General features: G+C 59.2%; 21 protein-coding genes and 1 tRNA gene. 15 read left to right on the top strand and 7 right to left on the bottom strand.

What is annotated here, in order from left to right:
• Positions 1–11 precede the first annotated feature (11 nt).
• Both JJQ51_RS21975 and JJQ51_RS21980 read right to left on the bottom strand, forming a co-directional pair.
• Complete coding sequence (locus tag JJQ51_RS21975) at positions 12–506, bottom strand: CinA family protein (RefSeq protein WP_371864919.1); 495 nt, start codon at positions 504–506, stop codon at positions 12–14.
• Complete coding sequence (locus JJQ51_RS21980; protein WP_113352682.1) at positions 506–1,726, bottom strand: bifunctional 2-C-methyl-D-erythritol 4-phosphate cytidylyltransferase/2-C-methyl-D-erythritol 2,4-cyclodiphosphate synthase; 1,221 nt, start codon at positions 1,724–1,726, stop codon at positions 506–508. Before JJQ51_RS21980 ends, JJQ51_RS21975 begins: the two co-directional genes overlap by 1 nt.
• Positions 1,727–1,944: 218 nt before the next feature.
• Between JJQ51_RS21980 and dusB the strand changes: the two genes are divergently transcribed.
• The 8 genes from dusB (at position 1,945) to hflX (ending at position 12,160) form a co-directional block, all read left to right on the top strand.
• Positions 1,945–2,973, top strand: a complete 1,029-nt coding sequence (gene dusB, locus JJQ51_RS21985) for a tRNA dihydrouridine synthase DusB (protein ID WP_113352577.1) — start codon at positions 1,945–1,947, stop codon at positions 2,971–2,973.
• Positions 2,970–4,127 carry a two-component system sensor histidine kinase NtrB gene (locus tag JJQ51_RS21990; RefSeq protein ID WP_113352576.1) on the top strand — a complete coding sequence of 386 codons (1,158 nt, stop codon included), beginning with the start codon at positions 2,970–2,972 and terminating at the stop codon, positions 4,125–4,127. Before dusB ends, JJQ51_RS21990 begins: the two co-directional genes overlap by 4 nt.
• Complete coding sequence (gene ntrC, locus JJQ51_RS21995) at positions 4,124–5,575, top strand: nitrogen regulation protein NR(I) (protein ID WP_113352575.1); 1,452 nt, start codon at positions 4,124–4,126, stop codon at positions 5,573–5,575. Before JJQ51_RS21990 ends, ntrC begins: the two co-directional genes overlap by 4 nt.
• A gap of 281 nt (positions 5,576–5,856) precedes the next feature.
• Positions 5,857–8,130 (top strand): sensor histidine kinase NtrY-like, encoded by a 2,274-nt coding sequence (locus JJQ51_RS22000; protein ID WP_113333736.1) that lies wholly within the window; start codon positions 5,857–5,859, stop codon positions 8,128–8,130.
• Complete coding sequence (ntrX, locus tag JJQ51_RS22005; RefSeq protein ID WP_113352573.1) at positions 8,120–9,484, top strand: nitrogen assimilation response regulator NtrX; 1,365 nt, start codon at positions 8,120–8,122, stop codon at positions 9,482–9,484. The genes JJQ51_RS22000 and ntrX overlap by 11 nt, the downstream gene beginning before the upstream one ends.
• Before the next feature lie 49 nt (positions 9,485–9,533).
• The gene (locus tag JJQ51_RS22010) at positions 9,534–10,397 is read left to right on the top strand and encodes a D-amino-acid transaminase (protein ID WP_152096167.1); all 864 of its coding nucleotides are present in this window, start codon (positions 9,534–9,536) and stop codon (positions 10,395–10,397) included.
• Between the two features lie 107 nt (positions 10,398–10,504).
• Entirely contained in the window at positions 10,505–10,747 is a 243-nt protein-coding gene (hfq, locus tag JJQ51_RS22015) for an RNA chaperone Hfq (RefSeq protein ID WP_003539403.1), read from the top strand.
• 78 nt (positions 10,748–10,825) lie between these two features.
• Entirely contained in the window at positions 10,826–12,160 is a 1,335-nt protein-coding gene (gene hflX / locus JJQ51_RS22020) for a GTPase HflX (protein ID WP_113352571.1), read from the top strand.
• Between the two features lie 5 nt (positions 12,161–12,165).
• Here hflX and mazG read toward each other — a convergent pair whose 3' ends face one another.
• The gene (gene mazG / locus JJQ51_RS22025; RefSeq protein ID WP_152094194.1) at positions 12,166–13,014 is read right to left on the bottom strand and encodes a nucleoside triphosphate pyrophosphohydrolase; all 849 of its coding nucleotides are present in this window, start codon (positions 13,012–13,014) and stop codon (positions 12,166–12,168) included.
• 22 nt (positions 13,015–13,036) lie between these two features.
• Positions 13,037–13,624 carry a nucleoside deaminase gene (locus tag JJQ51_RS22030; protein WP_152096166.1) on the bottom strand — a complete coding sequence of 196 codons (588 nt, stop codon included), beginning with the start codon at positions 13,622–13,624 and terminating at the stop codon, positions 13,037–13,039.
• A 295-nt stretch (positions 13,625–13,919) separates the two neighbouring features.
• Between JJQ51_RS22030 and cysG the strand changes: the two genes are divergently transcribed.
• The 5 genes from cysG to JJQ51_RS22055 all read left to right on the top strand — a co-directional run bounded on the left by cysG (position 13,920) and on the right by JJQ51_RS22055 (position 18,953).
• A complete protein-coding gene (gene cysG / locus JJQ51_RS22035; RefSeq protein ID WP_269245330.1) occupies positions 13,920–15,356 on the top strand; it encodes a siroheme synthase CysG in 1,437 nt (478 codons plus the stop codon).
• A 3-nt stretch (positions 15,357–15,359) separates the two neighbouring features.
• The gene (locus JJQ51_RS22040) at positions 15,360–15,674 is read left to right on the top strand and encodes a DUF2849 domain-containing protein (protein WP_015339836.1); all 315 of its coding nucleotides are present in this window, start codon (positions 15,360–15,362) and stop codon (positions 15,672–15,674) included.
• A 17-nt stretch (positions 15,675–15,691) separates the two neighbouring features.
• Complete coding sequence (locus tag JJQ51_RS22045; protein WP_113352567.1) at positions 15,692–17,371, top strand: nitrite/sulfite reductase; 1,680 nt, start codon at positions 15,692–15,694, stop codon at positions 17,369–17,371.
• An 11-nt stretch (positions 17,372–17,382) separates the two neighbouring features.
• Entirely contained in the window at positions 17,383–17,895 is a 513-nt protein-coding gene (locus JJQ51_RS22050) for a DUF934 domain-containing protein (protein ID WP_113333743.1), read from the top strand.
• 245 nt (positions 17,896–18,140) lie between these two features.
• Positions 18,141–18,953 (top strand): ferredoxin--NADP reductase, encoded by an 813-nt coding sequence (locus tag JJQ51_RS22055; protein ID WP_069612125.1) that lies wholly within the window; start codon positions 18,141–18,143, stop codon positions 18,951–18,953.
• Positions 18,954–19,006: 53 nt separating this feature from the next.
• Here the strand turns inward: JJQ51_RS22055 and JJQ51_RS22060 are convergent, their stop codons facing one another.
• From JJQ51_RS22060 to JJQ51_RS22070, 3 genes are all read right to left on the bottom strand, one after another.
• The gene (locus tag JJQ51_RS22060; RefSeq protein ID WP_113352566.1) at positions 19,007–19,621 is read right to left on the bottom strand and encodes a GntR family transcriptional regulator; all 615 of its coding nucleotides are present in this window, start codon (positions 19,619–19,621) and stop codon (positions 19,007–19,009) included.
• Between the two features lie 197 nt (positions 19,622–19,818).
• The gene (locus JJQ51_RS22065; RefSeq protein ID WP_095434843.1) at positions 19,819–20,025 is read right to left on the bottom strand and encodes a hypothetical protein; all 207 of its coding nucleotides are present in this window, start codon (positions 20,023–20,025) and stop codon (positions 19,819–19,821) included.
• 191 nt (positions 20,026–20,216) lie between these two features.
• A complete protein-coding gene (locus tag JJQ51_RS22070; protein WP_095434844.1) occupies positions 20,217–20,474 on the bottom strand; it encodes a GlsB/YeaQ/YmgE family stress response membrane protein in 258 nt (85 codons plus the stop codon).
• Positions 20,475–20,851: 377 nt separating this feature from the next.
• On the opposite strand from JJQ51_RS22070, the gene JJQ51_RS22075 reads away from it, so the two are divergent.
• Both JJQ51_RS22075 and JJQ51_RS22080 read left to right on the top strand, forming a co-directional pair.
• Positions 20,852–20,927: transfer RNA gene (locus JJQ51_RS22075), tRNA-Lys, on the top strand.
• A gap of 681 nt (positions 20,928–21,608) precedes the next feature.
• Entirely contained in the window at positions 21,609–22,085 is a 477-nt protein-coding gene (locus tag JJQ51_RS22080; protein ID WP_113333745.1) for a hypothetical protein, read from the top strand.
• Positions 22,086–22,107 lie beyond the last annotated feature (22 nt).

The following is a 22,107-nucleotide window of genomic DNA, read 5'->3' on the forward strand; positions in this document are numbered from 1 at the left end:
GCCGCTCCCGCTCATTGAGCGAGCGTGACAAGCATCTCCAATGCCGTCCGTAACGTGGCGAGCCGAACCTTGTCGCGGCCGATGTCGCTGTAGCGCATTTCACGATGGATGATCCTGCCGCTTCGCCCCTTGGCGGCCAGATGAACGAGCCCGACGGGCTTTTCCGCGGAGCCGCCGCCGGGACCGGCGATACCCGTGACCGCCACGGCAAAATCGGCTCGAGAGCGGAAGAGGGCGCCATGCACCATCTGCAGCGCCGTTTCCTTCGACACCGCACCGAATTGCGCCAGCGTCTGCTCCTGAACGCCGAGCATCTCCATCTTGGCGGTATTGGTGTATGTGACGAAGCCGCGATCGACCACGGCGGACGAACCTGGAATCTCGGTGAGAGCGCCAGCAATTAACCCGCCGGTGCAGGATTCTGCCGTCGCGACCATCCAGCCTTTTGCGGTGAAGTCAGCCACGATCTTTTGCGCAAGCGCGATAATCTCATCGGGAAAGTGCATTATGCCTTGCCTCCGCGATAGACGACGGTGGCTGTCGCAATGGCGGCGATGCCTTCGCGGCGGCCGACGAAGCCGATCTTCTCGTTTGTCGTTGCCTTGACCGAACACCGATCGATGCTGATGCCGAGGAATTCGGAAAGCTTGGCGCGCATGACGTCACGATGCGGCCCGAGCTTCGGCGCCTCGGCGATCAGCGAGACATCCGCATTCATGATAGTGCCGCCGCGTTCGCGCACGATCTTTGCCGCGTGCTCGATGAAGATGCGCGACGGTGCACCCTTCCATTGCGGATCGGAGGGCGGAAAATGATCGCCAATATCGCCGGCGCCGCAGGTGGCAAGAAGCGCGTCCGTCAGCGCGTGCAGGGCAACATCAGCGTCCGAATGCCCCTTCAGCTTCTGGTCATGCGGAATGAACACGCCACAGAGGGTAACGCCATCGCCAGGCCCCAGTTGATGGACATCATAGCCGTTGCCGGTGCGCACGTCCGGCAGCAGCGCGGCACTGAGCTTTTCATCGGCCATGGCAATATCCCTCTTGATTGTCAGCTTCACATTGTCGGCGCTGCCGATTACCAATGTCACCGGTAGGTTACACCATTCCGCGATTGCCGCATCGTCGGTGAAATCAATCTTGCCGTCGGCTTCGGCCTTTTCATGCGCGGCAAGAATATCGGCCAAGCGGAAGGATTGCGGCGTTTGGGCGGCATGAAGCCCGGCGCGAGGCACGGTGTCGACGACCAGTCCATCGGCATTGCCGCGCTTCAGCGTGTCGGTGACAGGCATGGCCGGCAGCACCGCTGGCGCGCCACCCGCGAGCACTACGGCCACTCGGTCGAGCAGATCATGATCGAAGAACGGGCGCACGGCATCGTGGATCATCACGTGTGTGACATCGCTATCTCTCAACGCGCGCAGCCCGGCAAGCACGGATTGCTGGCGAGTCGCCCCACCGAAGGCGATCTTGATCTCAGGCAGGCCTGAAACCTGCTTCAGCGCCGCGCCCAGCAGCCCCTCATCATCGCGGTGGATGACGACGACGATCTTTGATGCCTGCGGCCATGTCACGAATTTTTCAAGCGTATGCGCAATAACCGCTCTGCCGCCGATCGGGCGATATTGCTTGGGGCCTTCTTCCGGAGAGCCAGCCCGCTCGCCGCGCCCGGCGGCAACGATCACGATTCCCACCGACAGCGGTTGCTTTGAATGCATTTGCGTCATAAACCCCCGAAGGATGAAAGGCTCCGTCTGCGGCATGGCTTTGAAAAGCGTAGAGCTTTTGAATAAGCACATGCTAAATAGATCGCCAAAACGGGATCCTGCTCCAGCAGGGTCTATCGCCTCGACCGATTATTTTCCAGCATCTGCCCAAAAAATATCGGGATTCTTCGAAACCCCTTGGCAAACTTTCAAAGCGTGTCTAAAAATAGTGCAGATGTATGGTGTGCCCGAAAGATAATCATTTGCTTTCTTCCAAGCTTGCAGCTCCATTTTCCATCGGCTCCGTATCCATCCGGAATCGCGTGATCCTGGCGCCGATGTCGGGCGTGACCGATCTTCCTTTCCGGCAGCTGGCTTTACGCTATGGCGCCGGCCTGGTCGTCACGGAAATGGTCGCTAGTCGTGAGCTAGTTCAGGATACTGCCGAATCCTGGGCGCGTTTGAAGAGCGCCGGCTTGAAGCCGCATATGGTGCAGCTCGCGGGCCGTGAAGCGCGTTGGATGGCCGAGGCTGCAAAGATCGCCGCGGATAATGGCGCCGATATCATCGATATCAATATGGGATGTCCGGCCAAGAAGGTGATTGGCGGCTATTCCGGCTCGGCACTGATGCGTGACCCGGACCATGCGCTGACATTGATCGAAGCGACCGTAAGTGCGGTGGACATCCCCGTGACGCTGAAGATGCGGCTCGGCTGGGACGAGAATTCCATCAATGCGCCTTATATCGCGCGGCGCGCCGAAGAGGCCGGTGTTCAACTCGTCACCATTCATGGCCGCACGCGCATGCAGTTCTACGAGGGCAGGGCGGATTGGGATGCGATCCGCGCCGTGCGCGACGCGATCTCCATTCCGCTTGTCGCCAATGGCGATGTCGAAACGGTTGAGGACGCGCAGGAAATCCTACGTCGCTCCGGCGCTGACGCCGTCATGATCGGCCGTGGCTGCCAGGGCCGTCCATGGCATGCGGGTGTGCTGGCAGGGCATCGCGAGCCCAGCCGCGATGAGATCGTCGAGATCGCGCTCGAACATTATCGCATGATGCTGGAGTTCTATGGCGAGGCGGTCGGCATTCGCCATGCCCGCAAGCATCTCGCCTGGTATCTCGACCGCTATGCGCCGGCGACAATGGGCGCCGACAAGGCAAAGATCATGACGTCGAAAGAGAGCGGCGAGGTTGCTGTATCCTTCCGAGCCGCGCTGCAGGCAGGCGCTGATCTCGCTCACCGCATTCAGGAGGCTGCATGACTTCGAAATCCAGCTCCGGTGCCGGTGATAGCCCGGCCAACTCCGTGGCCATGGCCGTTCTCAATGCGATCCAGAACCCCGTCGTCATGGTCGACGAGGCCGGCCTCATTGCCTTTGCCAACTGGGAGGCGGAAGCCTTCTTCGGCGCCAGCGCATCGCATCTGTCGCGCTACAAGATCTCCAGCTTCATTCCCTTCGGCAGCCCTTTGCTGGCGCTGATCGATCAGGTGCGCGAACGCCGCGCACCAGTGAATGAATATCGCGTCGATCTGAGCTCGCCACGTCTCGGACAGGACAAGCTGGTCGATCTCTATGTTGCGCCGGTTTCCAGCGACCCCGGCTCTGTGGTGGTGGTGTTCCAGGAGCGCTCCATGGCCGACAAGATCGACCGGCAATTGACACATCGTGCCGCAGCCCGCTCGGTCACGGGCCTTGCCTCCATGCTGGCGCATGAGATCAAGAACCCGCTGTCAGGTATTCGCGGCGCCGCGCAGTTGCTCGAACAATCGGTCGAGGACGACGATCGCGCGCTAACGCGCCTCATTTGCGACGAGACGGACCGCATCGTCTCGCTGGTCGACCGTATGGAGGTTTTCTCCGATGAACGGCCCGTCGATCGCGTTCCCGTCAATATCCATTCCGTGCTCGATCATGTGAAGGCCGTCGCCAAGGCCGGCTTTGCCCGAAATATCAAGATTTCGGAGAATTACGACCCCTCTCTGCCGGCGGTTTTCGCAAACCGGGATCAGCTCGTGCAGGTCTTCCTCAATCTGGTGAAGAACGCCGCTGAAGCGGTGGGCGACCGTCAGGATGGCGAGATCATGCTGACGACGGCCTATCGCCCCGGCATTCGGCTTTCGGTTGCTGGCACGCGCGAGAAGATCTCGCTGCCGCTGGAATTCTGCGTCATCGACAATGGTCCGGGCGTGCCGGCCGATCTCGTGCCGCATCTTTTCGATCCGTTCATCACCACCAAGACGAACGGAACCGGTCTCGGCCTTGCGCTGGTTGCCAAGATCATCGGCGACCACGGCGGCATCGTCGAATGCGACAGCCAGAACCATCGTACCACTTTCCGTGTTTTGATGCCTGCCTCCAAGGGCATCACCTCAGAAGATGCCCCACTTCCGAACTCTACAGGGACTACTCGATGACAGCCACGATCCTTGTCGCCGATGACGATGCGGCCATCCGCACCGTGCTCAACCAGGCTTTGAGCCGCGCGGGTTACGATGTACGCATCACATCGAACGCCGCCACGCTCTGGCGTTGGGTCTCCGCCGGCGAAGGCGACCTTGTCGTAACCGACGTCGTCATGCCCGACGAAAACGCATTCGATCTGCTGCCGCGCATCAAAAAGGCGAGGCCGGATTTGCCTGTTCTGGTCATGAGTGCGCAGAACACCTTCATGACGGCCATCAAGGCATCGGAGAAGGGCGCCTACGACTATCTTCCGAAGCCCTTCGACCTGACCGAGCTGATCGCGATCGTCGGTCGCGCGCTGTCGGAGCCGAAGCGCAAGCCGGCAAAAATCGATGATGACATGCAGGACGGTATGCCGCTCGTCGGCCGATCCGCCGCGATGCAGGAAATCTACCGCGTGCTCGCACGCCTGATGCAGACCGATTTGACGCTGATGATCACCGGCGAATCCGGTACCGGTAAGGAACTGGTAGCGCGTGCCCTGCATGATTACGGCAAGCGCCGTAACGGTCCCTTTGTGGCCATCAACATGGCGGCCATCCCGCGCGACCTGATCGAATCCGAACTGTTCGGCCACGAGAAGGGTGCCTTCACCGGCGCGCAGACCCGCTCGACGGGCCGCTTCGAGCAGGCAGAAGGCGGCACGCTGTTCCTCGACGAAATCGGCGATATGCCGATGGATGCGCAAACGCGCCTGCTGCGCGTGCTGCAGCAGGGCGAATATACCACCGTCGGCGGCCGTACCCCGATCCGCACTGACGTCCGCATCGTTGCCGCCACCAACAAGGACCTGAAGCAGGCTATCAACCAGGGCCTCTTCCGTGAGGATCTCTATTACCGCCTCAACGTCGTGCCGCTGCGCCTGCCGCCGCTGCGCGATCGTGCCGAGGATATTCCCGATCTGGTGCGTCATTTCATCCAGCAGGCTGAGAAAGAGGGGCTTGGTTCCAAGCGTTTCGATCAGGAAGCGCTCGAACTCATGAAGGCCTATCCCTGGCCCGGCAACGTTCGCGAGCTGGAAAATCTTATCCGCCGGCTGATGGCGCTTTATCCGCAGGATGTCATTACCAAGGAGATCATCGAAGCGGAGCTGCGTGCCGACGTGCCCGACAGCCCGATCGAGAAAGGCCCGGTCCGCACCGGCTCCATGACCATTGCGCAGGCGGTGGAGGAGAACATGCGGACCTATTTCGCCAGTTTCGGTGAGAACCTGCCGCCGCCGGGCCTCTACGACCGCGTATTGACCGAAATGGAATACCCGTTGATTCTCGCCGCCTTGACCGCCACACGCGGCAATCAGATCAAGGCGGCCGATCTTTTGGGCCTCAACCGCAATACGCTGCGCAAAAAGATCAGAGAACTGGGTGTTTCGGTTTACAGAAGCTCCCGCACGGCTTGACAATGCAATCCCATGCGTTGCATTTTCGCCACAATGCGTTGCTTAAAGGTCACGCAGCAGATTCGTCGTTTTTGCGGTGGCGATTCATCTGGCCGCTCTTGTAGGAACAGGAGTTCGTCTGGTTTTTCAACATGTTGCAGAAGTGACGTGAAATAAAGGTTTCGCTTCAGCGCGAAACCGAACGACAGTTTCCGCCTCTGCCTGTCTCTCGCACCCGTGCCATAGCGCTGTGCGATTCGACCAGGGCGCCGACCGTCGCTCGGGCGTGGAGATTGATGGGAATGATGCAGGACGCGGTGTCGCCGGCGGCGAGCGACGAGACGGTTGTTAAGGTGACGGACCGTCGTGCTTCCTTTGCCCTACCTGGTCTGATCTTGGCCGGCGGTGCGCTTTTGTGCGCTATCGCGACCTTGTTGATGCTTCTCGGGTTGACCCCGATTGCCCCGACCTCCTCGGTCGTCTTCACCTCTGTCGTCATTAACGGCCTGTTCGTGCTGGGGCTGATTGCTCTGATCGCTCGTGAAGTGGCGCGGCTGATGAAGGCGCGCAGCCGTGGCCGTGCGGCAGCCCGCCTGCATATACGCATCGTCGTTCTTTTCTCGATCGTCGCGATCACGCCGGCGATCCTCGTCGCCATCGTTGCCAGCCTGACGCTCAATGTCGGTCTGGATCGCTGGTTCGGCGTGCGCACGCAGCAGATCATCAGCTCCTCGCAGAACGTCGCGCAGGCCTATTTGATGGAGAATGCGAGCTATCTTCAGGGCCAGACCGTCTCGATGGCGAACGATCTGGAACGGAATCGCTCGCTCTTCAACCTCGATCGCACCGGTTTTGCCGATCTGATGACCCGGCAGGCGCGGGGACGCGGCTTGCTGGGCGCCTTTCTGGTGCGGCGCGATGGCACCGCTATCGTCCAGGCCGATATCAAGACCGAACGCCCACTGCCGGCCATCCCGAAGGATGCGTTGGACTCTTCAGCCAATGGCCAGCCGACGCTCATCCCGCCCGGTGTGACCAACCTCGTCGGCGCGGTCATCAAGCTGGACGAGCTTCCGGGTTCATTCCTCTACACCGTGCGCGCTGTCGACCCACGCGTCATGAATGCCATGCGTATGGTTGAAGACAACACCGTCGAATACAAGGCGATGGAAGCCGGCCGCATGTCGCTTCAGATTGCCTTCGCCGTCCTCTATATCGGCTTTGCTCTGATCGTGCTTTTGGCGGCAATCTGGACCGCGATTGCGATCGCTGACCGCATTGTGCGGCCGATCCGCCTTCTCATCAGCGCCGCAGACAATGTTGCCTCGGGCAACATGAACGTGCTGGTGCCGGTACGCTCGGCCGATGGCGATGTCGGCAGTCTCTCGCGCACCTTCAACAAGATGATTTCCGAAATTCGTACCCAGCGCGATGAGATTCTGGAAGCGAAGGATGAAGTCGACGATCGCCGCCGCTTCATCGAAGCCGTGCTGTCGGGTGTGACGGCAGCGGTGATCGGCGTCGAGCATGATCGGCGTATCACCATCGTCAACACCTCCGCCGAAGATCTGCTGACGCTCAAGAGCGACGAACTGATCGGCAAGAACTTGTCGGAGATCGCCCCCGAGGTCGAGCAGGTCGTTACCGAGGCGACAACGCGCCATCGCAGTGATTTCCGCAAGCAGATCAGTCTTGTTCGCGGCGGAACGGTACGCACGCTTAGTGTTCAGGTGACGCGCGAGGAATCGCGTGACGCCAATGAATCCTACGTTATTACCCTCGACGACATCACCGATCTGGTTATCGCGCAGCGTTCGACGGCCTGGGCCGACGTTGCACGCCGTATCGCGCATGAGATCAAAAACCCGTTGACGCCCATTCAGCTGTCGGCCGAGCGCATCCGCCGCCGTTTCGGCAAGAATATCGCCGACGCCGACCGCCCGGTTTTCGACCAATGCACGGATACTATCATCCGGCAGGTAGGCGATATCGGCCGCATGGTCGACGAGTTCTCCTCCTTCGCCCGCATGCCGAAGCCGACCATGGAGCCGACCGATCTGCGAGATATTCTACGCGATGCAGTCTTCCTGCGCGAAATGGGCAACAATCACGTCAAATTCGAGCGCGAACTGGGCGACGAACGGCTGGAAGGCATGTTCGATGCCCGTATGCTCGGCCAGGCCTTCGGCAACCTCATCAAGAATGCCGTCGAGGCGATCGAGGGTGTACCGAGCGATCAAGCGCGCGAGCAGCCGAAAATCCTGGTGCGTTCGTCTCTGGACCCGGATCGCGACCGCTTCACGGTCGATGTCATCGACAATGGCCGCGGTCTACCGGTCGAGAACCGGCACAGCATTCTCGAACCCTACATGACGATGCGCGAGAAGGGCACCGGCCTCGGCCTCGCCATCGTCAAGAAGATCATTGAAGACCATGGCGGGCAGATCGAACTCCACGACGCGCCGGCCGATTTCGACCAGGGCAGGGGGGCCATGATCCGCGTGCATCTGCCGCGCCGTGAGCAAGCCGCCGTCGCCCCGACAGCAAGTGACAAGGAAAGCGTCTATGGCATCTGACATTCTCGTAGTGGATGACGAGGAAGACATTCGCGAAATCGTTTCGGGAATTCTTTCGGATGAGGGCCACGAAACCCGCACCGCGCATGACAGCGACAGCGCGCTCGCCGCGATTTCCGATCGTGCGCCGCGGCTCATCTTCCTTGATATCTGGATGCAGGGCAGCAAGCTCGATGGTCTGGCGCTATTGGACGAGATCAAGGCGCGCCATCCCGAGCTGCCAGTCGTCATGATCTCCGGTCACGGCAATATCGAGACGGCCGTCTCCGCCATCAAGCGCGGCGCTTTCGACTTCATCGAAAAGCCGTTCAAGGCCGATCGCCTGATCCTGATCGCCGAGCGTGCGTTGGAAAATTCCAAGCTGAAGCGTGAGGTCTCCGAGCTGAAGCGCCGCACCGGCGACGCGGTGGAATTGATCGGCACGTCGGTTGCCGTTTCGCAGCTGCGCCAGACGATCGACAAGGTATCGCCGACCAACAGCCGCATCATGATCTTCGGTCCGTCGGGCTCCGGCAAGGAGCTCGTGGCCCGCATGATCCACAAGAAGTCGGCGCGTGCCAATGGTCCGTTCGTGGCGCTGAATGCCGCCACCATTACGCCGGAGCGCATGGAAATCGCCCTGTTCGGCACCGAAGGCTCGCCGGGCCAGGCGCGCAAGATCGGTGCCTTGGAGGAGGCTCATCGCGGCATTCTTTATCTCGACGAAGTCGGTGAAATGCCGCGCGAGACACAGAATAAGATCCTGCGCGTGCTCGTTGACCAGCAGTTCGAGCGCGTCGGCGGTTCCAAGCGCGTCAAGGTGGATGTGCGCATCATCTCGTCTACCGCCTATAACCTCGAGAGCCGCATTGCCGAGGGGCTGTTCCGCGAAGATCTCTATCATCGCCTCGCCGTCGTGCCTGTGCGCGTGCCGGCTCTTGCCGAGCGCCGCGAAGATATCCCCTTCCTCGTCGATCAGCTGATGCGTCAGATTTCGGAACAGGCGGGCATCCGTCCGCGCCGCATCGGTGATGATGCCATGGCCGTGCTGCAGGCGCACGACTGGCCAGGCAATATCCGCCAGCTTCGCAACAATATCGAGCGGCTGATGATCCTGGCCCGCTCCGATGGGGCGGAAACGCCGATCACGGCGGAAATGCTGCCGACCGACCTTGGCGATATGTTGCCGAAGGTCTCCGCCAAGAACGATTATCACATCATGACGCTACCACTGCGCGAAGCGCGCGAAATGTTCGAGCGCGATTATCTCATCGCTCAGATCAACCGCTTCGGCGGCAATATCTCGCGCACTGCAGAATTTGTCGGCATGGAGCGCTCGGCGCTGCACCGCAAGCTGAAGTCGTTGGGCGTCTGATCAGTCGCCCGACATTTCAAACATCATAGAATTCGGATCAGGGGCTTCCATGCCGAGAATAGCTTATGTCAACGGTCGCTACGTCAAGCACAGCGATGCCATGGTGCATATCGAGGACCGCGGCTATCAGTTCGCCGATGGGGTCTACGAGGTGTGCGAGGCCCGTCATGGCGTGATTGTCGACCTGACGCGCCATCTCGATCGCCTAAACCGTTCGCTGAGCGAGCTACGAATCGCCTGGCCGATGACGCGTCAGGCATTGGTGCTGGTGATTCGCGAGACGCTGCGCCGCAACCATGTCCGCAATGGCCTGTTCTACCTGCAGGTCACGCGTGGCGTCGCCCGCCGCGATCACGTCTTTCCGCCGGCCGGCACGCCGTCCTCGATCGTCGTCACTGCCAAGAGCACCGATCAGTCCGTCATCGCCATGAAGAACGCCAACGGCATCAAGGCGATCACCGTTCGCGACAATCGCTGGGATCGGGTGGATATCAAGTCGGTCGGCCTACTCCCGAACGCCATGGCCCGCCAGCAGGCCAAGGAGGCCGGCGCCCAGGAGGCGATCTATATCGACCACAATGGCATGGTGAAGGAAGGTGCGGCCACCAACGTCTGGATCGTTGATCATGACGGAAATCTCGTTACGCGCCCCGCCGAGCACGGCATCCTGCGCGGCATCACCCGGACGACGCTAATGGACGTCGCAGCCAAGCTCGATGTGACGATCGTCGAGCGATTCTTCTCGGTCGAGGAGATGATGAAGGCCCGCGAAGTCTTCATCACCGCGGCGACAAGTATCTGTTTTCCGGTCGTTTCTATCGATGGAGAGACGATAGCGAACGGTCATCCGGGCAGCATGTCACAGAAAATTCGTGAAGCCTTTTTCGACGTTGCGGAAAAGACTGCGATTTGATACCAACATTCGCTGGGGGGAGAGAATGAGGGTATCTCCCGTCCGGGACCTCTGTATACCATGACATTCAACCGGCTCAGGTCGGCAAAAAAGAAAGAAGCGGCGCGATGGCGGAACGTTCTCAGAACTTGCAGGACTTGTTTCTCAATACTGTTCGCAAGCAAAAGATTTCACTCACGATTTTCTTGATTAACGGCGTGAAGCTCACAGGTGTCGTAACCTCATTCGACAATTTCTGCGTCCTGCTCCGCCGTGATGGCCATTCGCAGCTCGTGTACAAGCATGCGATCTCGACGATCATGCCGGGTCAGCCGATGCAGATGTTCGAGAGCGAAGAAGCCGCATCCTAACTGGGACTTGCCGTTATCACGACACGCGATACCAAAAATGATTCCCTCATTCCGGAGACCGTAAAACACCGGGATGATATGCGCGCTGTTGTCGTCGTGCCTGTATTGAAGCAGGCGCGTGCTGCACGGACAGCTCAAGCCGACAATGCCATCTCTGTCACTCGACCGCCCGAAAGCCGGCTGGAAGAGGCCAAAGGCCTTGCGCTCGCCATCGACCTCGATGTCGTCAACGGCTCTATCGTTCCGATCAACGATCCGCGACCGGCAACCCTGCTGGGGACCGGCAAGATCGAAGAAATCCTCGCGCTGCTCGATGAGTTCAACGCCGGCCTCGTCATCGTCGATCATCCTCTGACGCCGGTGCAGCAGCGCAATCTTGAAAAGGCATGGAACGCCAAGGTCATCGACCGCACCGGCCTCATCCTCGAAATCTTCGGCCGCCGCGCCTCCACCAAGGAAGGTACGCTGCAGGTCGAGCTGGCGCATCTGAACTATCAGAAGGGCCGGCTGGTTCGAAGCTGGACCCACCTTGAACGCCAGCGCGGCGGTGCGGGCTTCATGGGCGGCCCGGGTGAAACCCAGATCGAAGCCGACCGGCGCATGCTGCAGGAGCGGATCATCCGGCTGGAGCGCGAACTGGAGCAGGTGGTTCGCACCCGCCAGCTTCATCGCGCCAAGCGCAAAAAGGTGCCGCATCCGATCGTAGCTCTCGTCGGCTATACCAATGCCGGTAAATCGACGCTGTTCAACCGCATTACCGGCGCCGGCGTACTGGCGGAAGACATGCTGTTTGCGACGCTCGATCCGACGCTGCGCCGCATGAAGCTGCCGCATGGCCGTACCGTCATTCTCTCAGACACCGTCGGCTTCATTTCCGACCTTCCGACTCACCTGGTGGCCGCCTTCCGCGCGACGCTGGAAGAGGTGCTGGAAGCTGACCTGATCTTGCATGTGCGGGACCTCTCCGATGATGACAATCAGGCCCAGAGTGCAGATGTCATGCGTATTCTCGGCGATCTCGGCATTGGCGAGGCCGAAGGCGCCGAGCGCATCCTCGAGGTCTGGAACAAGATCGACCGCCTTGAGCCGGAAGCGCATGACGCCATCGTCCAGAAGGCGTCGACCGCGGAAAACGTCATTGCCGTCTCAGCGATAACAGGCGAGGGCGTCGATCGTCTGATGGACGAAATCAGCCGGCGCCTCTCCGGCGTGCTGACGGAAACGACGATCACCTTGCCCGTCGAAAAGCTGGCGCTGCTGCCCTGGCTTTACAATCATGCCGTCGTCGACAACCGCGAAGACAACGAGGACGGCACGGTCACGCTCGACGTTCGCCTGACAGAGACCGAAGCGGCTGAATTGGAACGGCGCATGGGCAACGGTCCGAAGCCGCAGCGCGAAGACTGGGAATAGGTGTTTTAGGCCGTTTTGACTCCGGCAAGCTGCCGCTCGATAGCTTTTGCCGACTGCCAGATCTCTTCCATCCGCTCCAGCGAGGCGCCTTCCAGCGTCTCGCCTTCAGCCTCGAGCGTCGTTTCGATATGATGGAAGCGGCGGCGGAACTTGGTGTTTGTGCCGCGTAGCGCCTGTTCTGGATCGGCGTTCACATGCCGGCCGATATTCACGACGGCGAAGATCAGATCGCCGAGTTCATCACTGACCTTGGCCTTGTCGCCGCTTGCAAGGGCTGCCCGCAATTCTCCGATCTCCTCTTCGATCTTGTCGAGGATCGGCTCCGGCGCAGACCAGTCGAAACCGACCTTGGCGGCGCGCTCCTGCAGTTTCAAGGCTTCGGTCAGGGCAGGGAAGGTCCGCTGCACCGAGCCCAGGAAGCCGGCCTTGAAATCTTCGGTGATGCCACTCGTCGCCCGCCGTTCGGCCCGTTCGCGCTTCTCCTCGGCCTTGATCCGATCCCATTGCAGCGTCACCGCATCCTCGGTCTTGGCGTCCGAGACTGCGAAGACATGCGGATGGCGGCGGATCATCTTGCGGGTGATCGCATGCACGACATCCCCGAAGGAAAATGCGCCGGCCTCCTCGGCGATCCGTGCATGGAAAACGACCTGCAGAAGGAGATCGCCGAGCTCGTCGCAAAGATCGTCATTATCTTTGCGCTCGATCGCATCCGCGACCTCGTAGGCCTCTTCGATCGTATAGGGCTTGATGGTCTCGAAGGTCTGGACGATATCCCAGGGGCAACCACTCTCCGGGTTTCGCAGCGCCGCCATGATCTCGATCAGACGGGAAATGTCTCGCGATGCTTCCATCGTTGCCTCAAGTTTTGCTCTGTCACTTCAAGGGGATGTCGTTGCCGCTCTTCGATGCCTGGTAGTTCTCGGAAAGATCGGCATAGGCTTGCTTGATGCGCGCCGTCTGGTCCTTCAGCTCGCCTTTACGCGGATCGTCTTCCGTCTCCACGAGGTCGGAAATGGCAAAGCTGTTCCAGAATGCATTTTGGCGGCGATAGCCACCCGGCTCCAGACCGAAGACTTCTTTCAGGATCTTGAGATCGTGCGGGATCGCGAAGGCATCCCGGGAGTCCTCGTGGCTGAAGAAATAGTAGAAATTGTCGAAGCCCGCCCAGGTGATTGCAGACATGCACATGGTGCAGGGCTCATGCGTGGACAGGAAGATTAAATCCTTGGTCGCGGGCTTTTCGCCGAGTTCGTAGAAGCGCTTGAGGGTGTGAACCTCGCCATGCCAGAGCGGGTTTTCCAGTTCATTGTTGGTTTCCGCGATGACGAGCGAGAGATCGGACTTGCGCAGGATGGCTGCGCCGAAAATCTTGTTGCCGGCCGCGACGCCGTTGCGGGTCAGGGGCAGGATGTCATGCTCGACGACGTTGAGGAGGCGTGCAGCGATGCTATTGTCAGACAAGGGTTTTCTCCAACGATTTTCGCTGCAGTCTATCGGGATTGCAAATGCTGCGGTATGCGTAAATAACTTAAAGACTATGTTTGCCACAAGCAATAAAGCAGCTCGGCAACGGGGCCGAGTCATAAAAATCTATAGATTTTATAGGCTTATTGCAATCTGCTCGCCTGGTGAGTTTTGCTCAAATCCTTGTCATGTCGAGCAAAAGAATACGCGCATGCATGGGCATTAGAATTTCTGTTTCTTCAATCTCTTGGCCGCAGGGGCGATATTCGCCAAATCTCGAAGTGGAATAGTGATGCCTCCCAGGACTGAACAGCTTTCGGTGTTTCCCGCTTTCTTCCGCGTGGAAGGAAGGATGGCGGCTGTCTTCGGCAATGGTGACGAAGCTTTTGCCAAGGTGCGGCTGCTTTTGAACACACAGGCGAAAGTCGTTGCCTTTGCGCAGGCGCCGGAGGCTGATTATCACGCTTTCCTCATCGCCAACCGCATCGAAACCGTACGCGGTGATTTTTCACCCGATCAGGTCAAAGGCGCGACGCTTGTCTTTGCTGCTACTGGCGGTGCCGAGGCGGATCGCGCGATCGTCGATGCGGCTCGCGCTGAGCGCATCCCGGCAAACGCCGTCGACCAGCCCGACTATTGCGATTTCTATACGCCTGCGCTGGTCAATCGCGCTCCTGTGGCCGTTGCCATCGGCACGGAAGGCGCCGGTCCTGTCCTGGCGCAGATGATCCGCGCGCAGATCGATCAGATGCTGTCGCCGTCGCTCGGCAAGCTGGCGGAACTGGCGACGCGCTATCGCAAGCCGGTTGAGCGTTTCGTGGCGCGTGGTGTTGCTCGCCGCGTCTTCTGGCGGCAGTTCTTTTCCGGACCGGTCGCCGATGCCGTCAATGCAGGCCATGTCGCGCAGGCGGAGCGGGCGGCGGATGAGTTGCTGCAGTCGTCGCGTGAAATCGAGGGCCGTATCTGGCTGGTCGGCGCAGGTCCTGGCGCGGAAGATCTCCTGACGCTACGCGCACAGCGCGTCATGATGGAAGCCGATGTCATCGTCTATGATGCCCTCGTGCCGCAGGCGATCGTCGACATGGGCCGCCGCGATGCGGAGCGCCTCTCCGTCGGCAAGCGCAAGGGGTGCCACAGCAAATCGCAGGAAGAGATCAACGATCTGCTGGTGCAGCTCGGCCGTGAAGGCAAGCGCGTTGTGCGGCTGAAGTCCGGCGATCCGCTGGTTTACGGCCGTGCCGGCGAAGAAATGGCGGCTCTGCGCGCCGCCGGCATCGGCTATGAGATTGTTCCCGGCATCACCTCGGCTTTCGCCGCTGCTGCCGATTTCGAATTGCCGTTGACGCTGCGCGGCGTTGCGTCGTCCTTGGTTTTCACAACGGGTCACGATCTCACAGGCGATGTGTTGCCCGATTGGGCGAGTTTGGCCGTATCTGGCGCCACCATCGCTGTATATATGGGACGGACTGTCGCCGCTTCCGTTGCCGGCCGCCTCATGCAAGCCGGCCTGCCGCCCGAGACGACCGTCGCCATCATCGAAAATGCAAGCCGGCGCGATCGTCGCCTGATGCATGGTATTTTACGAGATCTTCCTGATCTCGAGCACCGCGATGAGTTGAGCGGGCCGGTCATGGTCATCATCGGCGATGCCGTCGCCGGTGCGAATTTTGAGCAATCCGAGCCGCTGGTCCGTCGCGAGACCGCTGCTCAAGACTATGCAAGGAACTGATTGATGGTCGACAAGGTTTTGACCGCAAACCGGCTCACCGATGGCGTCGCCGTCTGGCTGAACGCAAATGGTGAGTGGGTGACATCGCTGCAGGAGGCGCTGGTCGCTCGCCATGCGGAAGCGGAAGCCGCACTGGAAGCGATCGGCAAGCAGGCCTATGCTGACAACAAGGTCGTCGATGTCAATCTGATCGACGTGCAGGAAACCGGCGGCAAGCTTTGGCCGCTGCGCCTGCGCGAGCGCATCCGCGCCGAAGGCCCCACCATGGAATATGCGCCGGGCTATGCCGCGGCCGATCCCGATTTCATTGCAGTCTGAGAAGTCCCGAGGAAGTCATGTATCGTTACGATGAATTCGACCACGCCTTTGTTGCGGAACGGGTTGCCCAGTTCCGCGATCAGGTGGAGCGACGCCTCTCGGGTGAGCTTTCGGAAGATGCCTTCAAGCCGCTGCGCTTGATGAACGGCGTCTATCTGCAGCTGCATGCCTATATGCTGCGCATCGCTATTCCCTATGGCACGTTGAGCTCGCGTCAGATGCGCATGCTCGCCCATATCGCGCGCACCTATGACCGCGGCTATGGCCACTTCACCACGCGCCAGAATCTGCAGTTCAACTGGCCGAAACTTTCCGAGATGCCCGATGCACTGGCCGATTTGGCCTCCGTCGAGATGCACGCGATCCAGACTTCGGGCAATTGCATTCGCAACGTGACGGCCGATCATTTCGCCGGCGCTGCGGCCGACGAAGTCGCCGATCCCAGGCCCTACGCCGAAATCCTCCGCCAGTGGTCGTCCGTTCATCCGGAATTTTCCTTCCTGCCGCGCAAGTTCAAGATCGCCGTCACCGGCGCCGAGCGCGACCGCGCTGCGATCCAGGTGCATGATATCGGCCTGCATTTGAAGAAGAACGACAAGGGCGAGATCGGCTTTGCCGTTTACGTCGGAGGCGGGCAGGGGCGCACGCCCCTGGTTGCCAAGCTCATCCGTGACTTCCTGCCGGAAGAGGATCTCCTGTCCTACACCACGGCGATCATGCGCGTTTACAATCTGCATGGCCGCCGCGACAACAAGTACAAGGCCCGTATCAAAATCCTCGTGCATGAAACCGGCGCCGAAGAACTGGCGCGTCAGGTCGAGGCCGAGTTCGACAAGCTGCGAGACACCGAACTGAAGCTGCCGGAAGCCGACGTTCAGGCAATCTCAGCCTATTTTGCACCACCGGCGCTGCCAGAGCGCCCAGAAGGTTGGGAAAGCCTGGCACGCTGGAAGAAGGCCGATCCGGCTTTTGCGCGCTGGGTGCAGCAGAATGTGCAGCCCCACAAGAACCCCGATTATGGCATGGTGACAATCTCGCTGAAGCCGATCGGCGGCATTCCTGGCGATGCGACGGATGTCCAGATGGAAGCTGTCGCGGATATCGCCGAGGAATATGCCTTCGACGAAATCCGCGTCAGCCATGAGCAGAATCTTATCCTGCCGCATGTTGCTCTGGCCGACCTCGAGGCCGTTTATCGTGGTCTGGTGGCCAACGGCCTGGAAACGGCGAATGCCGGCCTGATCACGGATATTATCGCTTGTCCCGGTCTCGATTATTGCGCTCTTGCCAATGCGCGTTCCATTCCGGTCGCGCAGGAGATCTCCAGGCGTTTCGGTTCGCCCGAGCGCCAGGCGGAGATCGGCGAGCTGAAGATCAAGATTTCCGGCTGCATCAACGCCTGCGGCCATCACCATGTCGGTCATATCGGCCTGCTCGGCGTCGAGAAGAAGGGTGCGGAACTCTATCAGATCACGCTCGGCGGCTCCGGCGACGAGAATACCTCGATCGGCGAGATCATTGGCCGAGGCTTCGAGCCCGACAAGGTGACCGACGCCATCGAAACCATCGTCAATACCTATCTCGGTCTTCGCCTCGATCCTTCCGAAACCTTCCTCGCCGCTTATCGCCGCGTCGGGCCGCAGCCGTTCAAGACGGCGCTCTACGGCGCGTCCTCGTCGGCAGCGGAAGCGGCGTAAGGAGATTGACCATGACCAAGATCTGGCGTGAAACAGGTTTCGTGGACAATGATCAATGGGTCATCGAGACCGATGAGGTCAAGGCGACCGAGACGCAGAAGCCGCTGCTTAGCCTTGATGCACTGATCGCGAAGGCGGAAGAGAGCAATGAGGCAGGCCTCGGCGTTCTCATCAAGCCTGCCGATGACGTAACCCGGCTGCAGCCCTATCTCGACCGTCTCGATATCGTCGCGGTCGCGTTTCCGGCATTCAACGACGGCCGCGCCTTCAGCCATGCCTCGCTGCTGCGTCAGCGCCTCGGCTATGCCAATGAGCTGCGTGCGGTTGGCGACGTGCTGATCGATCAGATTCCGCTGATGCTGCGCGTGGGTATCGATAGTTTCGCGGTCACCAACGCAACAGCGCTGAAGCGCCTGTCGGAAAATCGCCTTCCGGGCATTCCGCACTATTATCAGCCGACCGCTCGGCGTGCCGAAGGCGGACAGGCCTATAGCTGGCGGCGATTGCCGGCAAAGTCGGCCTGATGTGGAAAGGCTCACTGTTGCGGCAATTTGACAGTGTCGGATTGCCGTATTCAAGCCTCTCGAAGGATATAATGTCGGCAATCTGGAAACTTGACTGAAAAATGCATATTTCAGTCCTGTACTGCCGGTTGGAATGGAATGCCTTTCAAAACCGGCTATATTATTATATCAGCGTCGCGAAATGAGCCTGCCGGGAAAAACGTGCCCAGGAAAACGCGTAAGACTAATACGGGATCCGAGACAGAATGAACGCCCCCGCAAAGACAGATGAATTTGCTTCAGCAGTACCCGCAGGCGTCTTCGCCGAGAAGGTGCTGAGCGTCACGCATTATACCGACCGGCTCTTTCGTTTCACCATGACCCGGCCGCAAGGCTTCCGCTTCCGTTCAGGCGAGTTCGCCATGATCGGCCTAATGGTCGAGGGCAAGCCGCTGTATCGCGCCTATTCGATCGCGAGCCCTGCCTGGGCCGATGAGCTTGAATTCTTTTCCATCAAGGTGCCGGACGGTCCGCTGACCTCGCACCTGCAGAACATCAAGCCTGGCGATGAAGTGCTGATGCGCAAGAAGCCGACCGGTACGCTGGTTCTGGACGCGCTGACCCCTGGCCGCCGTCTCTACATGTTCTCCACCGGCACCGGCATTGCACCATTTGCGAGCCTCATCCGCGACCCGGAGACCTATGAGAAGTATGAGGAGGTCATCCTCACCCATACCACGCGCGATGTTGCTGAGCTGAAATACGGCTTCGATCTCGTCGAGGAAATCCGCAACGACGAGCTGTTGAGCGAAGTCGTCGGCGACAAGCTACGTCATTATGCCACCGTGACCCGCGAGGAATTCCCCTTCAAGGGCCGCATTACCGATCTCATCGAGAACGGCAAGCTTTTCAGCGATCTCGGCGTGCCGCCGCTGGATCCCGCGATCGATCGCGGCATGATCTGCGGCTCCTCCGCCATGCTGAAGGACACCAAGTCGCTGCTCGAGAAGGCTGGCCTGAACGAGGGTGCTAACAACAATCCGGCCGAGTTCGTCATCGAGCGAGCTTTCGTCGGCTGATCGGCCCCTAAATCCGGAATGAAAGGCGGCTTTGGTAACGGGGCCGCCTTTTTTCATGTGCCGCTGAGGTAATCAATGAGTGATGCCATTGCAGTCTCGGCCGCCTTGGCATCACCGCCTCGAATGGCTTCGATGGCCTGAACATGCATGGCGATCGCCAGGCCCATGCGATCATGCGTTCCAGTGGAATACCACAGACGGCGTGCGTGCGTCTGCACGGTTGCGAGCGCCGCTGTGATGAAGTTGTTGGGGCAGGCGGCTTCGAGAATTTCATCGAAGGCCTTATCGGCAGCGAAAAAGCCGGGAAGGTCGCCGGTAACGGCACACTCCGTCATCAGGCGGGCGCATTCCTCCAACTGCTCGCGCTGCTGCTGATCGGCATGGGTGGCGGCGAGCGCGGCCGCAATTGGCTCCAATTCACGTCTCACCTGCATGACATATTGATGGTCTTCGGGGCGAATCTCCGCGATTTGCAGGCCGACGCGCGGCCGCACATGGATCAATCCCTGCCATGCAAGTTTCTGGATTGCCTCGCGCACCGGTGTTCGCCCATGCTCGGCCACTTCGATCAGCTGCTTTTCGGTGACGAGGGCGCCTGGCTTCAACGCAAGCGTCACGATCGCGTATTCCAACGCGAGATAGGCAAGATGGCTAAGCGAATTCTGCATTCGAGGCTGCGTCCGGCTTATGCTTGAGTGGCACACAGTGTCATTTAGCATCTCCGAAGGCAACCGGACGTGATATATCAGTATATTGCAAAGCCATGCGTCATGGCCGTGCCGCTGACTATCGTGTCTGCGGGCTCGTCGCTTTGCAGTCGCCGATCTCGGGGGCATTTCGCAAGCCTGGCTGGGAAAGCCGTGCGTTATCGACCGATTGCGGTTGCAAGGCTGGGCGGCCTTCGTTTGGCAGCCATGAGCAGGTCCAGTTCGGTGGACGACGGGCCGAACTTGTAGAAGAGGCGTTTTGCCTCCGCATCATCGAGGCGATATTTCCGTGCAAACTCGGCAATGCTGTAGGGGCGGCCGCGGATGACTTTGCGGGTGGTTGTCCGATTGGCGTTTTCCGTCATGTTTCCAACCTCCTTTCGGTTCCCTTTTGGTAGATAGCGTCGAGGTCGCGCTTGGAAAGGCCTCAAAAGCCTCGGCGCATTTTCGCTGTCTTGCGTCTCACCGAGTGAGCGCAACAAAAAAGGGAAGGCGGTTTGGCCCGCCTTCCCTTTTTTCCTCTTCCCAATTCGGGTTTTCGCAGCCCGATGCGCTGCTAACGTCTGATCAGTCGGCCGACGAAAATCAGGATGCAGGCGCCGATGAAACCTGTAATCAGGTAGTTCAGCCATACATGGAACGGCAGGACGATGCCGAGCGTACGGAAAAGCCAGCTGGCAACGAGCGCGCCGACAATGCCGAGGATGATGTTCATGATTATGCCCGTGTTGCTTTTCATGATCATCTCGGCGAACCAGCCAGCTAGGCCGCCGATGATAATTGCTGCAATCCAACCGACGTTTGCGTCTTCCATAAAAGAACCTCCTGAGGGCCCGACAGGTTGTTAACAATAACTGATATACACCAAAAACGATTCGCACCCCAACTGTTGCGGATGGCGAGCCGATCGATCCGTTCATTGCAACCCTGATTATTATGGGAAATTGTTACGGTTGTTTGGGTCTTTGAGAAGCGTTTGCCTTGTTGGAGCTCATCCGCGTACGGTGCCGGATTTCTGATTTTCCTTAATAATAGGCAACTTCCTCGGCTCGATGCCGTCGTTCAGGGGTAGTGAGGTGAGGAAAAGCATCCTCGGCCACTGACAACCGCAATTTTATGGGTTGACCGCAATAGGGCGTCTGCATATGTTCCGCGCACTTCCAACCGGGGCAGCTTCTGCCAGCGGAGAGGGAGAGCGTAGCTCAGTCGGTAGAGCAACTGACTTTTAATCAGTAGGTCATGGGTTCGAATCCCATCGCTCTCACCAAAAATCCGATTGTCCAGCCCGAAGAGATAGGTAACCGAACGTCCCTAGGACGAAGGTCGCGGGCTTTTGTATTGCTCGATTTTCCAGTGATATCGACGTTACGCGGATAAAGCACCTGGCCAGATGCGGCACACAGACAGGAACAGCCAATTTTGCCGTGCAACCCAGACGCAAGAATAGCCCGGTATTCGCTGCCTGCAGGGGAGATGCGCGAATCGAGATATTTATCCGGCGCCGCTGATCTACTAAATGAGCGCTCTTAATACCAAAGGATCAAGATGTCTGACCATCCGCGTTCATTAGAGTCGACGAGGCGTTGCTTATCGGATCGAAAGCCGAAAGGGACGATTATTTACATAATGGTCGCCGCAGTTGCTGTAATCATCGGGTTGACTTCCGGACGGCACGAGAGCGCGATCCAAACGGTCCCCGAGGTCGCGAAGCTGATTCATTAGATCGCTCATGAGGCGAGCCGAAGGCCGCACGGCCCGGCAGCCTTCGCAGTCGTTTCCGCATTGCCAAATCTCATGGATTGATGGCCTCGGCTCGCGACGTGCTTTCGTTTTTCAGGCATAACGCACAGGTTGTTGATGAGATTTGGCCGGAATTGGCTGGTGACGAATCTCGATTTGGTAGTACCATAGCTTCATCAATAAGATTGTTGGTGAAGACTACAGGCGAATGATGGAATTCGTGGCAGAGCTGTCACTATGGGAGATTTATGCGACCGTTTGTGGGTTGCTGGTATCCTTGGGACTTTTGGCCGGATTGATCGCGGGCAGGAGGCTTCCGATAGCCTTGAGGCTGCTGCCGCTTTTAGGAATCGCGATGACCACACCGGTGACCGAGCGGTTAGTGGTTCCCTTCCTTTCGGAGCGCTATCCGGTGATCTTCGCCAACAAGGATTTACCTAAGAAGATCGATCAAAAGACCACGCTGACAAAGATAGATCTCACCGATCACATCTACAGCTATTTCTACGATCTCGACGATGATGACGATTTCGATCCGCCTCTCGTCAAATCCGCACAGCTCACTGACCTCTGCGACTTCCTGTTACCGAAGTTCAGTTCCGGCGAAGCATCTCTGGCGAATTACATTTATCAGCTGAAGGGCAGGGACTATTCATTTTCAGTCGACAGCACCGACTGCTCCTGACCTTTGGGCAGGCGAAATATTA

It is taken from the genome of Rhizobium sp. AG207R (assembly GCF_027109195.1).
Classification (GTDB): domain Bacteria; phylum Pseudomonadota; class Alphaproteobacteria; order Rhizobiales; family Rhizobiaceae; genus Rhizobium; species Rhizobium dioscoreae.